This window comes from Streptomyces sp. NPDC012825, from assembly GCF_042900925.1.
Classification (GTDB): Bacteria; Actinomycetota; Actinomycetes; order Streptomycetales; family Streptomycetaceae; genus Streptomyces.
In genome coordinates this window covers 46,316-59,072 of the sequence record NZ_JBIBBZ010000024.1, presented here as the reverse complement: position 1 = coordinate 59,072, position 12,757 = coordinate 46,316, and the positions used below count along the sequence as shown (strand labels likewise).

General features: G+C 74.9%; 9 protein-coding genes. 5 read left to right on the top strand and 4 right to left on the bottom strand.

Annotation, left to right across the window (positions count from 1 at the left end; translation table 11 throughout):
• Window positions 1-1,169: BTAD domain-containing putative transcriptional regulator (locus ACFY7E_RS30305; RefSeq protein WP_389490431.1), on the bottom strand; the 1,169-nt coding region annotated here is incomplete at its 3' end.
• Between the two features lie 151 nt (window positions 1,170-1,320).
• On the opposite strand from ACFY7E_RS30305, the gene ACFY7E_RS30300 reads away from it, so the two are divergent.
• A complete protein-coding gene (locus ACFY7E_RS30300; RefSeq protein ID WP_389490429.1) occupies window positions 1,321-3,405 on the top strand; it encodes a SpoIIE family protein phosphatase in 2,085 nt (694 codons plus the stop codon).
• A gap of 42 nt (window positions 3,406-3,447) precedes the next feature.
• Here ACFY7E_RS30300 and ACFY7E_RS30295 read toward each other — a convergent pair whose 3' ends face one another.
• Window positions 3,448-4,845 carry an NADP-dependent succinic semialdehyde dehydrogenase gene (locus ACFY7E_RS30295; RefSeq protein WP_389490428.1) on the bottom strand — a complete coding sequence of 466 codons (1,398 nt, stop codon included), beginning with the start codon at window positions 4,843-4,845 and terminating at the stop codon, window positions 3,448-3,450.
• 410 nt (window positions 4,846-5,255) lie between these two features.
• Between ACFY7E_RS30295 and ACFY7E_RS30290 the strand changes: the two genes are divergently transcribed.
• Window positions 5,256-6,062, top strand: coding sequence for a class II aldolase/adducin family protein (locus tag ACFY7E_RS30290; RefSeq protein WP_389490426.1), 807 nt, complete (start codon window positions 5,256-5,258; stop codon window positions 6,060-6,062).
• On the opposite strand, the gene ACFY7E_RS30285 is transcribed toward ACFY7E_RS30290, so the two are convergent.
• Window positions 6,026-6,682, bottom strand: a complete 657-nt coding sequence (locus ACFY7E_RS30285) for a TetR/AcrR family transcriptional regulator (RefSeq protein WP_389490424.1) — start codon at window positions 6,680-6,682, stop codon at window positions 6,026-6,028. The two genes, ACFY7E_RS30290 and ACFY7E_RS30285, sit on opposite strands and share 37 nt — an antisense overlap.
• 105 nt (window positions 6,683-6,787) lie before the next feature.
• On the opposite strand from ACFY7E_RS30285, the gene ACFY7E_RS30280 reads away from it, so the two are divergent.
• From ACFY7E_RS30280 to ACFY7E_RS30270, 3 genes are read left to right on the top strand one after another with little or no spacing between them, the layout of a single operon-like run.
• A complete protein-coding gene (locus ACFY7E_RS30280; RefSeq protein ID WP_389490422.1) occupies window positions 6,788-9,484 on the top strand; it encodes an FHA domain-containing protein in 2,697 nt (898 codons plus the stop codon).
• Window positions 9,485-9,488: 4 nt separating this feature from the next.
• Entirely contained in the window at window positions 9,489-10,322 is an 834-nt protein-coding gene (locus ACFY7E_RS30275; RefSeq protein ID WP_389490421.1) for a hypothetical protein, read from the top strand.
• A complete protein-coding gene (locus ACFY7E_RS30270; protein ID WP_389490419.1) occupies window positions 10,322-11,314 on the top strand; it encodes a serine/threonine-protein kinase in 993 nt (330 codons plus the stop codon). The genes ACFY7E_RS30275 and ACFY7E_RS30270 overlap by 1 nt, the downstream gene beginning before the upstream one ends.
• Before the next feature lie 11 nt (window positions 11,315-11,325).
• On the opposite strand, the gene ACFY7E_RS30265 is transcribed toward ACFY7E_RS30270, so the two are convergent.
• A complete protein-coding gene (locus tag ACFY7E_RS30265) occupies window positions 11,326-12,699 on the bottom strand; it encodes a streptophobe family protein (protein WP_389490417.1) in 1,374 nt (457 codons plus the stop codon).
• Between the last annotated feature and the right edge of the window lie 58 nt (window positions 12,700-12,757).

The window sequence follows — 12,757 nt, the reverse complement described above, 5'->3', positions numbered from 1 at the left end:
AGGAGCGTCTCGGCCAGCTCGGCGGCGGCGCCGACCACGTGCTCGCAGTTGTCCAGGAGCAGCAGCATCCGGCGCCCGGCGCAGTGCTCGACGAGGTCGGCGAAACGGTCCTTCGGTTCGGCGCCGGGGACGGGTGGACGGTGCCAGAGCTGTGTCTCGCGGGCTCCGAGCGCGCTGAGGACGGCGGCGCCGACCGTCGATCCGTCCCGCACGGAGGCGAGTTCGGCGAGGTGGACCGGCCCGTCGTACGTCTCGGCGGCCTCCAGGGCGAGCCGTGTCTTGCCGACGCCGCCCGGCCCGGTGAGGGTGACGAGCCGCCGGGCGTCCCAGGAGGCGGCGAGGTCTCCGAGTTCGGCGTCGCGGCCGACGAAGGAGTTCAGACGGGCGGGCAGGGCGACCGTCCGGCGCCCGACGGCGGCGGGCCGGTCCTCCGTCAGGAGTTCGGCGTGCAGGGCGCGGAGTTCGGGCCCTGGGTCCGTGCCGAGCCTTTCCACCAGGGCCGTGCGCGCCTCCCCGTACGCCGCCAGTGCCTCGGCGGGCCGTCCGGCCGCCCGCAGGGCGCGGATCCGCAGGGCCTGGAGGGGTTCGTCGAGGGGCTGTCCGGCGGCGAGGGCGGCGAGCGGCGGGAGGACCTCGTCGGCCCGTCCCAGGTCCAGGTCGGCGGCGAACCGGTCGCGGCGCGCCCGCGCGTGCCGCTGTTCGACCCGTACGGCCAGGGGGTCCGTGTCCCGGTCCGGGAGGTCGGCGAGGGCGGGGCCGCGCCAGAGCCCGAGGGCCTCGTCGAGCAGGACGGCCGCCCGCCCGGCGTCCCCGGCGGCCAGGGCGGCGGCCCCCTCGCCGGCGAGCCGTTCGAAGCGGTACAGGTCGACGTCGTCGGGGGCGACGGTGAGGCGGTAGCCGCCGGGCTCCGAGGCGACGGCCTCCCGGCCCAGGGCCCGGCGCAGCCGGCCGACGAGGGCCTGGAGCGCGGCCGTGCGGTCCCGGCCGCCGGCCGGGTCCGTGTCGGCCCAGACCCGCTCGATCAGCGCGCCCGGGTCCACCGCGCGCCCGCCGGCCGCCGCGAGCGCGGTGAGCAGGGCCCGGAGCCTGCCGCCGCTCAGGACGGCCTCGGTCCCGTCGTCGGCACGGAGGGCCCGGCACGGACCGAGGACGCGGTAGGACGGCTGCACCGGCCCATTCTGCCCCGTGGGCCCCCCGGGCCGCGTCCGTCCCCCGGGGGTCCGTCCGCCCCCGGCGCGTCCCCGGTCCGTCGCGGCGAACTCGCGCCACGCCGTGTCACCGCCATGGCGTCGCCGGGGTGCGGGTTCGACAATGGGGGGGATGACCGATGACGACCCGCGTACGCGCAGTGGCGAGATCGGGCCCGCCGAGTGGCTCGCCATGAACCGGACCGGCAGCTTCGACTGGGATCTCGACACGGGCAGCATCGATGCCGACGAGTCCGGGCTGCTGGTCTTCGGCGTGGCTCCGGACGCCTTCGACGGGTGCCCCGAGACGCTCGTCGCGCGCCTCGCCCCCGAGGAGCGCGTCAAACTCCGGGGCGTCGTGCGCGAGGCCGTCAAGAGCGGCGCGGCCTCGTACACCGCGCACTTCCCCATCCCGCAGGACGACGGGCCGCCCCACTGGACGCACGTCCAGGCGCGGATCCTGCGCTCGCCGGACGGGCGGGCCCGGCGGATCGTCGGCGTCGTGCGGGACACGACCGCCGAGGTGACGCACTTCGCCTTCGTCCGGGACCTGGAGAAGCGGCGCGAGGTCCAGACGAACATCGTCGAGCGGACGACGAACGCGCTGTCGCGCGCGGTGACCGTGGACGACGTGACGGCGGCCCTGACCGGTCCGGGCGGGCTCGCGCGGCTCGGCGCGGACGGCCTCGCGCTCGGGCTCGTGGAGAACGGTTCGCTGAACATCATCGCGCTGAGCGGGGAGAGCCTCGACGTGCTCGACGGCCTCCGCGAACGGCGGCTCGACCGGAGGCTGCCGCTGGCCGACGCGGTGCTGAGCGGCCGGCCCCGGTTCGTGTCGTCCTTCCCGTCGCTGGGGCGGGAATTCCCCGAACTCGCCCCCTATCTGCCCCGGCTCGACTTCCGGGCCGCCTGCTACCTGCCACTGGTGGCGCAGGCGCGTTCGCTGGGCGGGATGGCCCTGTTCTACCGGGGCCGCACCTCGTTCAACGCCGACGAGCGGAACCTGGCCCTGGGGCTCGCGGCGATCGTCGCCCAGTCGCTCCAGCGGGCGATGCTCTTCGACGAGGAGCGGGAGCTCGCGACCGGGCTCCAGGCGGCGATGCTGCCGCGCCGGATCCCGGAGATCACCGGCGGGGAGATCGCCGTCCGCTACCACGCGGCGTGGAGCGGGCGGCAGGTCGGCGGCGACTGGTACGACGTGATCCCGCTGCCGCGCAGCCGGGTCGGGATCGTCGTGGGGGACGTCCAGGGCCACGACACGCACGCGGCCGCCATCATGGGCCAGCTGCGGATCGCGCTGCGGGCGTACGCGGGCGAGGGGCACGCCCCTTCGACGGTGCTCGCCCGGGCCTCCCGTTTCCTCGCCGAACTGGACACGAACCGCTTCGCGACCTGTACGTACGCGCAGGTGGACCTGGCGAGCGGCACCCTGCGCGCGGTGCGGGCCGGGCACCTCGATCCGCTGATCCGGCACAACGACGGCCGGGTGGGGCAGCCCAAGCTGCGGGGCGGGCTCCCGCTGGGCCTGGCGACCGTGTTCGGGGACGAGGAGTTCCCGGAGACCCGGCTCGACCTGGTGCCCGGGGAGACGCTCGTGCTCTGCACGGACGGGCTCGTGGAGCAGCCGGACTCGGACATCTCGTCCGGTCTCGACGCGCTCGCCGGGGCGATCGCCAGTGGTCCGCCGCAGGCCGAGGCGCTCGCCGACCACCTCTCCGACCGGCTGTGGGAGCGGTGGGGTTCGGGCGACGACGTGGCCCTCCTGGTGCTGCGGCGCAGCCCGGACCCGGGCACGCCCAGGGCGCCGCGCATCCACCAGTACATCCACCAGGCCGATCCGCAGGGCCTGTCGGACGCGCGGGCGGCGGTGGGGCAGGCGCTGCGCGACTGGGGCATGGGGGAACTGGCGGACGACGCCGAGCTGTTGACGGGCGAGCTGCTCGTCAACGTACTGCTGCACACGGAGGGGGGCGCGGTGCTGACCCTGGAGGTGCTGCCCGAGCCGGTGCGGCGGGTGCGCCTGTCGGTGCAGGACCGGTCGAGCGCCTGGCCCCGGCGCCGCACCCCGGGCGAGGCGGCCACGTCGGGGCGCGGGCTGCTCCTGCTCGACGCGCTGGCCTCCCGGTGGGGGGTCGAGCCGCGCGGCGAGGGCAAGGCGGTGTGGTGCGAGATCGGTCCGGTGCGGACGCCGGCCGACGCCGCTCCCGGCGGCGGGTGATCCCTCCGCCGGGAGGGGGCCCGGGAGGGGGCTCGGACGGAGTCAGGCACGCTGCCAGACCGTGGTCGCGTTGCAGAACTCGCGGATGCCGTGGCCGGCGAGTTCGCGGCCGTACCCGGAGCGCTTGATCCCGCCGAAGGGGAGCGCGGGGTGGGAGGCGGTCATGCCGTTGACGAAGACGCCGCCGGCCTCCAGGTCGCGGACGAAGAAGGCGACGTCCTCCTGGGAGCGGGTCCAGACGTTGGAACTGAGGCCGAACGGCGAGTCGTTGGCGACGGCCACGGCCTCCTCGATGTCGCCGACCGGGTAGACGGTGGCGACGGGGCCGAAGGTCTCCTCGCGGTGGATCCGCATCTCGGGGGTGATGCCGGTGAGGACGGTGGGCCGGTAGTACCAGCCGTTCCGCAGCTCCTCGGCCTCGGGCCGGTGTCCGCCGCAGAGGGCGGTGGCGCCCCGCTCCACGGCGTCGTCGACGAGTTCCTCCAGGTCGGCGCGGCCCTGCTCGGTGGCGAGGGGGCCGACGTCGGTGGACTCGTCGAGGGGGTCGCCGACGGTGAGGGCGTTCATGGCGGCGGTGAAGCGCTCGGAGAAGTCGTCGTACACGTTCCGGTGGACGATGAACCGCTTGGCGGCGATGCAGGACTGGCCGTTGTTCTGGACGCGGGCGGTGACGGCGGTCTTCACGGCCGCGACGACGTCGGCGGAGGGCATCACGATGTACGGGTCGCTGCCGCCGAGTTCCAGGACGGTCTTCTTGATCTCGTCGCCCGCGACGGAGGCGACGGCCCGGCCGGCCGGTTCGCTGCCGGTGAGGGTGGCGGCCACCACGCGGGGGTCGCGCAGGACACCCTCGACCTCACGGGAGCCGATGAGGAGGGTCTGGAAGCAGCCCTCGGGGAATCCGGCGCGGCGGAAGAGGTCGCCCAGGTAGAGCGCGGTCTGCGGCACGTTGGAGGCGTGCTTGAGAAGGCCCGTGTTCCCCGCCATGAGGGCGGGTGCGGCGAAGCGGATCACCTGCCAGAGCGGGAAGTTCCACGGCATGACGGCGAGGACGGGGCCGAGGGGCCGGTAGTGGACGCGGGCGGTGTCCGCGCCGGAGTCCTGGACGTCGCTCTCCGCCGGGTGCTCGTCGGCGAGGAGTTCCTCGGCGTGGCGGGCGTACCAGCGCATGGCCTTGGCGCACTTGGCGGCCTCCGCGCGGGCGGCGGCGATCGGCTTGCCCATCTCGGTCGTCATGGTGCGCGCGATGTCTTCGGTGTCCTCGTCGAGGAGGCTCGCGGCGGCGCGCAGGAGGCGGGCGCGCTCGGCGAAGGAGGTGGTGCGGTACTGGCGGTACGTCTCGTGCGCGGCGGCGACGCGGCGCTCGACCTCCTCGGGCCCGTGGGCCTCGTAGGTGCGCAGCGTCTCGCCGGTGGCGGGGTTCACGGTGGCGATGCCCATGGCCTGTCTCCTCCTGCGTCGGCCCCCGTCCGACACCAACCTTCCGTGAAGAGCGGCGCGGCGCAACAGGGGCGGGACGGCGGGGTGACCCGGGCGGGGCGGGCGGTCGGGGGGGCAGGGCGCCGACGAGGCGGGCGCGGCGGCGCCGACGGGGACGGAGTCGTGGCGGTGTCCGACGGTGCGAGTGCGGACCAGGACGTCTGCGGTGGGCACGCGGCGTACTTCCGAGGCGGGAGAGGGGACGGAAAGCGCTTTCCAGCTGCACCCTGACCGCACTCACCGGGAACCGCGCGCCGCAAGGCACGGTCCGATCCGTTGTCGTATCGGATGCACGTCTGTATCTTTTGGCGCGCCGTTCCCGCCCGTGCCCCGTTCCTGCCCCCTGTCCCCCGTTCCGTGGAGGAGCCGCCATGAGCACCGTGCCGCCCGCGCTCGCCGCCGCCGTCGGGCCGCTGCCCGACGGGGTCGTCCTGCCGCTGCCGCCCACCTTCGAGAGCGTCGAGGAGGAGCGGCGGTACCGCAAGGAGCAACTGGCCGCCGGATTCCGGATCTTCGGACGGTTCGGCTTCTCCGAGGGGGTCGCCGGGCACATCACCGTCCGCGACCCCGGCGACCCGAACGCCTTCTGGGTCAACCCGTTCGGCATGAGCTTCACCCAGATCAAGGCCTCCGACCTGATCCTGGTCGACCACGAGGGGGTCGTCCTCGAAGGGCGCCGGCCCGTGAACCGGGCCGCCTTCGTCATCCACTCGCGGGTCCACGCCGCCCGGCCCGACGCGGTCGCCGCCGCGCACTCGCACTCCCTGTACGGCAAGGCCTTCTCCAGCCTGGGCGTCCCGCTCGACCCGATCACCCAGGACGCCTGCGCGTTCTTCGAGGACCACGGGATCTACGACGACTACCGGGGCGTGGTGAACGAGACCGAGGAGGGCGAGCGGGTCGCCAGGGCCCTCGGCGCCCACAAGGCGGTGATCCTCAAGAACCACGGGCTGCTCACGGTCGGGCACTCCGTCGCCGAGGCCGTCTGGTGGTTCGTCACCATGGAGCGCTCCTGCCAGGCGCAGCTCCTCGCGACGGCCGCCGGCACCCCGCAGCTCATCGACCGGGAGACCGCCCTGCTCACGCGCGGGCAGATCGGCGGGCACCTGGCCGGCTGGTTCCAGGCGCGCCCGCTGTGGGATCAGATCACCGCGTCCGACCCCGACCTCTTCGACTGACCCCCGGGTTCCGGGAGTTCGCACGTCGAGGCTTCCAGGAACGCGGGGAGGAACTGGCGTTCCAGACTGCCCGGCGGCAGCGCGTCCGGCTCCACGTAGCTCTGCGCCAGGCCGCCCTCGCGCAGGGCGATGAGCAGGCGGGCGAACCGGTCGGCGTCCACGGTCAGTTCGCGTCCGGCCCGGCGCAGGACGAGCGTGAGGCCGCGGGCGATCTCCGCCCGCAGCCGCTCGTCGTGGCGGGCGAGCACCCAGGCGGCCTGCGGGTCCCGGATGGCGTGCAGGGTGAACTCGGTGGTCACCAGGTACCAGTCCCGCTCGTCCGGCTCCACCCGGGAGGCCAGCTCCGCGAGCCGGGTCAGGGTGTACTCCTCGGCCGTCAGCGCGTCGATCGACTCGGCGAGCCGCCGCACCGTCCGGTCGCTGTGCTCGTCGAAGAGGGCGAGGAAGAGCTCCTCCTTGCTCGCGAAGTTCGAGTAGTACGCGCCCCGCGTGTAGCCGGCGCGCTCGCAGATCCGCTCGATCGTCGTCGCGTGGAAGCCGTGCTCGGCGAAGGTCTCCAGGGCGGCCTTCAGAAGCGCCGCGCGGGTGCGGGGCCGCCGCTTGGTGACGCCTTTCGGCACGGGTGGTCCCTCCAGTTCGTCCGGGCCGCTTCCCGCGGCGGACGCCCACCCTACCGGCGCCTCCCGGCCGGGCGGGGATCGGTTCCGGCGGATAAAATTCCAGACATGGGAGAGCGGCCGGCCGCGTCTGCGGCGCCCGATCTGGTCCTCGAGATCGACGGGGACGCGACGCTCATGGATCCGCGCCGCGTCTACCGCATCGGACGGGACCCCGCCAGCGACATCGTCCTCTCGGACGCCCGGGCGTCCTGGCACCACGCGGTGCTGAGCGCCGCCGCCGGCCGGTGGACCCTGACCGACGAGGACAGTACGAACGGCACCTTCACGGACGGCCGGAAGGTGGCCCGTTCGCGGGAGGTCGGCGCCGGGACCGTCGTACGGTTCGGGCACCCGGGGGACGGCCCGCGCGCCGTCCTCTCGACCGGCGCCCGCGCCCGCCCGGCCCAGCCGCCGCCCCCGCCCGTACCGGGTGTGCCGGAACCGGAGCCCGAGCACGTACGGGAGCGGGAGCCGGGCCCGGAGGCCGTGCGGGAACGAGGGGCCTCCCCGGGGCCGGAACCGGAGCGCGGGCCGGAGGACCGTCTCGTACCGGAGGACCACGCCGTACCGGAAGAGCGCGCCGCGCCGGAAGAGCGCGTGCGGGAGGAACCCGTACGGGAAACGGAGCCCGCACCCGGGCCCGTACGGGAGCCGAGGCCCGGCCCCGGGCCGGGGCCCGCATCCGTTCCCGTACGGGAGCGGGCGCCCTCCCCCGGGCCCGCGCCGGGCCGGGAGGCCGGTCCTCCCCGGCCGCCCTCCGTCTCGCACCCCGCCGCCACCGGCACCTTCCGGCAGCCGACGTCCGTCCGGCCGCTGCCCGTCCACAGCGTCCGCATCGGCCGTGCCCCCGACAACGACGTGGTCGTCCCCGACCTCGTCGTCTCCCGGCACCACGCCGAACTGCGCGCCCACCCCGACGGCACCTACTGGATCCACGACCTGGACAGTCACAACGGCACCTTCCTCAACGGCCGGCCCGTCGCCGACGCCCGGGTGACGCCGGAGGACATCGTCGGCATCGGCCGGTGCGCGTTCTGCCTGATCGGCGGGCAGCTCGTCGAGTTCACCGACACCGGCGAGGTCTCCCTCGACGTGCGGTCGCTCGCCGTCACCGTCGACCACGGGCACAAGACCCTCCTCGACGAGGTGTCGTTCCCGGTGGGCGAGAAGTGCCTGCTCGCGGTCGTCGGGCCGTCCGGCGCCGGGAAGTCCACGCTCCTGAACGCCCTCACCGGACAGCGCCCCGCCGACCGGGGCACGGTGCTCTACGACGGCCGCGACCTGTACCGGGACTACGCCGAACTGCGCCAGCGCATCGGGCTCGTCCCGCAGGACGACATCCTGCACCTCCAGCTGACCGTCCGCCGGGCCCTCGGATACGCCGCCGAGCTGCGGTTCCCCGAGGACACCGAGCGTGCGGAACGGCAGGCCCGGGTGGACGAGGTGATCCGGGAGCTCGGTCTCGTGGAGCGCGCGGACCAGCCGATCCACAGCCTCTCCGGCGGCCAGCGCAAGCGGGTGAGCGTCGCCCTGGAGCTGCTCACCAAGCCGTCCCTCCTCTTCCTCGACGAGCCCACCTCCGGCCTCGACCCCGGCATGGACCGGTCCGTGATGCACATGCTGCGCGGGCTCGCCGACGACGGGCGCACGGTCGTCGTGGTGACGCACAGCGTGCTCAGCCTGGACGTCTGCGACCGGCTGCTCGTCCTCGCGCCCGGCGGCCGGGTCGCCTACTACGGCCCGCCCTCCGAGGCCCTCGAATTCTTCGGCTTCACGGAGTGGCCGGAGGCGTTCGAGGCGTTCGAGCGGGAACGCGACCGCGACTGGGCCGGCGGCTACCGCTCGTCCCGCTTCCAGCGCCGGTACATCACCGACGCCACGGCGCGCCCGGACCTCCCTCCGGGCGGCAGCGCCCCGGCGGACGAGGTGCCGGCCCCGCCGCCGAAGGCGCAGAGCCGGGGCTCCCAGCTGCGGACCCTGGTGCGCCGCTACGCGGCGGCGCTCTCCGCCGACCGCACCTTCATCGTCATCATGGTGGCGCTGCCGTTCGTGATGGGGGCGATGGCCCGCGCCCTGTCGGAGGGCAGTCTCAACCCCGAGTCGTCGCTGAACGTCCTGCTCATCCTCTGTGTGGGCGGGGTCCTCACGGGCGCGGCGAACGCCGTGCGCGAACTCGTCAAGGAACGCACGATCTACCGGCGCGAGAGAGCCGTCGGCCTGTCCCGTTCGGCGTACCTCGCCTCCAAGGTGGTGGTCCTCGGTCTGATCACGGTCGTGCAGGCGGTCGTCCTGACCCTGGTGGCCCTGATCGGCGTGCCGCTGAACGTGCCCGGCGGCAAGGGGGTCCTGATGCCCCCGCTGGTGGAGATCACCCTCGCCGTCGCGCTGCTCTCCTTCACGGCGATGATGCTCGGCCTGTTCGTCTCCGCCCTGGTCCGCAAGGAGGAGGTGACGATGCCGCTGCTCGTCCTCCTCGCCATCGTGCAGGTGGTCTTCTGCGGGGCGCTCCTCACCGTGCGGGGCACGCCCGTCCTGGAACAGCTGGCCTGGCTGGTCCCCTCGCGGTGGGCGTTCGCGGCGATGGGCGCGACGATCGACATCGGGGAGGTGGCGCCGAGCGACAAGACCACCGATCCGCTGATGCGGCACACGGCGGAGGCCTGGTTGTTCGACATGGGCATGATGGTGGTGCTCTGTCTGGTCCTCGGCCTGGTCGTGGCCCGGCTGCTGCGCCGCCACGAGCCGGTCGTCATGCGGAGGTAGGCCCGTGAGCGTCCCCGTGTCCGCGTACGTGCCGGACTTCCGGCCCACTCACGTCGTGCCGCGCGACGGCCTGCCCGCCTGGGAGGCGCCCGACCCGGGGCTGCCCACGGCTCCCCTGGACGCCTTCCTGCCGGTGCGGTTGGAGGAGCGGAGCGGGGACTGGGGGCGGATCCGGTGCTCCAACGGCTGGACGGCGTGGGTCGACGCGCGGCTGCTCGTCAGCGTCCCCGACGACCCGCCGGCGGCGGGCCGGCCCCTCACCAGGACCGCCGACCCCCGCCCGCTGATCGCCCGCGCCGAGGACGCCCTCGGCCGCTACCGGCGGGCCGCCGAGGAGCTGGGCGCGGGCCGCCTCGACGGCGAGGCCTTCCGGCTGCGGACCCGGGGCCTGCGGGTGGGCATGGTCGTCGACGGCGAGTCGGTGTGGCTGTACGACGCGGAGCACGAGCGCTGGGTGTACTGCGACGGCGCGGGGCTCGGCACGTACGCGGCGGGGGCCGCACCCTCGGTCGCCGCTGCACCGCCCGCTGCACAGCCGGCTTTTCCGGCGTCCCCGGCGTCCCCGGCGTCCCCGATGGGAGACGACCCGGAGGACGACGGCCACGAACCCACCCGGGTGATGTCCCCGGCCGGCCCGGCGGCGCCCGAGACGACCGGACCGGACGAGCCGCCTCCGCCGACACGGACCGTGGAACAGCCGTCGGCGGGGACGGGGGAGCGCCCGCCGACCCGAGTGGTGGAACGGCCCCCGACCCAGGTGGTGGAACAGCCCCCCGAGGCGGTGGAGCCGCCTCCGCCGACCCGGGTCGTGGAGCGGCCGCCGACGGGTGAGGGCTGATGGGCGGCGGGGCGCACGTCGACCCGGACCTTCCGGCGGGCCGGCCCTCCGGGCTCGTCGGCAAGGAGATCGCCGGCTACCGCCTGGAGGGCGAGATCGGTCGCGGCGGCATGGCGGTGGTGTACCGGGCGCGGGACCTGCGGCTCGACCGCACGGTGGCGCTGAAGCTGCTGGCCCCCGAGCTGGCCCGCAACGACACCTTCCGCAAGCGCTTCGCGCACGAGTCGCGGGTCGCCGCCTCGATCGACCACCCGCACATCGTGCCGGTCTTCGAGGCGGGCGAGGAGGAGGGCGTGCTCTACATCGCCATGCGGTACGTCGCGGGACAGGACCTGGTGGCCCTGCTGCACCGCGAGGGGCCGCTGCCGCCGGCGAAGGCGGGCAGGATCGCCGTGCAGGTGGCCTCGGCCCTGGACGCGGCGCACGCGCACGACCTGGTGCACCGGGACGTGAAGCCCGGCAACATCCTGGTGGCCGAGGGCACCGACCGCGACCGTCCGGAGCACGTGTACCTGACCGACTTCGGCCTGACGAAGAAGTCGCTGTCCCTGACGGGCTTCACGACGGTGGGCGAGTTCGTGGGGACCCTCGACTACGTGGCGCCCGAGCAGATCTCGGGGAAGCCGGTCGACGGCCGGTGCGACGTGTACGGCCTGGCGTGCGTGGTGTTCGAGACCCTGGTGGGCGCGCCGCCGTTCCGCCGGGACACCGACTGGGCGGTGCTGTGGGCGCAGCAGTACGATCCGCCGCCGCCCGTCTCCGAGGCACGGCCGGAGCTCCCGGGGGCGGCGGACGAGGTCTTCGCGAAGGCGCTGGCGAAGACGCCGGAGGAGCGGTACGGGACGTGCCTGGAGTTCGTCACCCGGCTGCGCGCCGCCCTGGCGTCGGGCGCCTCCGAGGGAGCGGGGCCGGTGGTGTCCGGGACACCGCGGGCACTCGGCCCGCCGCCCGCCCCGCCCGCGTGGGCGCGGCCGGTGTTCCGGGAGCTGTAGACCGCCGGGGGTTACGGGGCGGTGGGCGGCCCCGGCGGGCCGGCGCCGTCCTCGCGGTGGGCCGGCGGCTCGACCTCGCCCTTCCGGCGGACCCGGGAGGCGAGGAGGCCGCCGAGGAGGCCGAGGACCAGGCCCCAGAGGAGCGCGAAGCCGGCGATCGCCCAGACGTGCGGGCGCAGCAGCACCTGCCCGCCGAGCGAGTCGAGTTCGCCGATGCCGAGGACCGAGAGGCCGAAGCGGGCCTCGACGAGGGTGACCGGGGCGGCGACCAGCATGGTGAGCGCGAAGGCGACGCCCAGGCGCAGGGAGTGCTGCCAGGGCCGGGTCCGGGCCGGGGAGCGCACGGCGGCGGCGAAGGCGGCGGCGAGGACCAGGACGGCGGCGACGGGGAGCAGCCACCAGGCCCGGCCGTCCTGCGCGGCGAGCGAGGACAGGTCGATGGTCGAGAGCTCCGGGGCGCCGCCGCTTCCGTCGCGCAGGACGGCGTCGAGGACCTGCGGCACGGGCAACCCGAAGGGGCCTTCCGCCCTGCCCTCCCAGGAGCCGCCGATGCCCACGCCGAGGGCGACCCAGGCGATGTTGGGCAGGCCGAGGAGGAGGACCGCGAAGGTGTCGGCGGGGTGGCCCCTGGTCGCCGCGACGACGAGGCCGACGACCAGGCCCACGAGCACGTACGCGAGGAGCAGGAGGAGCATCGCGCGGGCGACGGGCCGGACGGGCTCCTGGTAGCGGACCAGCCGGGAGGGCAGGGGGGTCCTGCGGGAGACGAGGAGGGCGACGAGGAGCACGCCGAGGATCCACAGGAGGCCGTGGAGGAGCGTGGGGCCGAGGGCGGTGCGGAAGCCGACGGTCGGGTTCACGGAGTCGAGGAGGTCCCCGAAGAGGTCCATCAGCGGGTCCTCGGTCTCCTGGCCGCCGAGGACGATCCGGAAGTCGTGGCGGGCGAGGGCGGAGATCCCCGCGAGGGCGATCAGCCAGAGGACGACGACGGCCCCGGCGCGGAGCAGGAGTTCGCGGGCGCCGGTCACCGCGTGGTGGCGCAGGGGGCGCAGGAAGAAGTAACCGGTGACCAGTGCGCCCACCAGGGTGACGGTGAGGGGCATGGCCGTCAGTTGGGCCCGGGTTCCGGCGAGGGCTCCGGCGTCGCCGGAGAGCTCGACCTCGCCGCCCGAGGCCATGACGACGACGGCGGCGAGGACGGCGGTGAAGCCGCCGGGCAGGTCGGCGGCGCCCGCGGCCCAGAGGCCCGGCGCGGCGACGACACCCATCGAGAGGTAACCGGCGACCACGGCCGTCAGTGCCTGGAGGACGATCCGGGCGAAGAGCCCGGCCGGGGTCGCGGCGGGCCGCGTGGAGGTGGGGGGCCTGCTGCTCACGGTGACCACGCTAGTGCCGGGTACGGCCACGCGCTTGCGGACGGAGCGCCCGCGGCTCCCGGCGGGA

Coding starts and splice junctions, on each gene's coding strand:
- ACFY7E_RS30300 (WP_389490429.1), top strand. CDS start 1,321: ATGACCGATGACGACCCGCGTACGCGCAGTGGCGAGATCGGGCCCGCC.
- ACFY7E_RS30295 (WP_389490428.1), bottom strand. CDS start 4,845: ATGGGCATCGCCACCGTGAACCCCGCCACCGGCGAGACGCTGCGCACC.
- ACFY7E_RS30290 (WP_389490426.1), top strand. CDS start 5,256: ATGAGCACCGTGCCGCCCGCGCTCGCCGCCGCCGTCGGGCCGCTGCCC.
- ACFY7E_RS30280 (WP_389490422.1), top strand. CDS start 6,788: ATGGGAGAGCGGCCGGCCGCGTCTGCGGCGCCCGATCTGGTCCTCGAG.
- ACFY7E_RS30270 (WP_389490419.1), top strand. CDS start 10,322: ATGGGCGGCGGGGCGCACGTCGACCCGGACCTTCCGGCGGGCCGGCCC.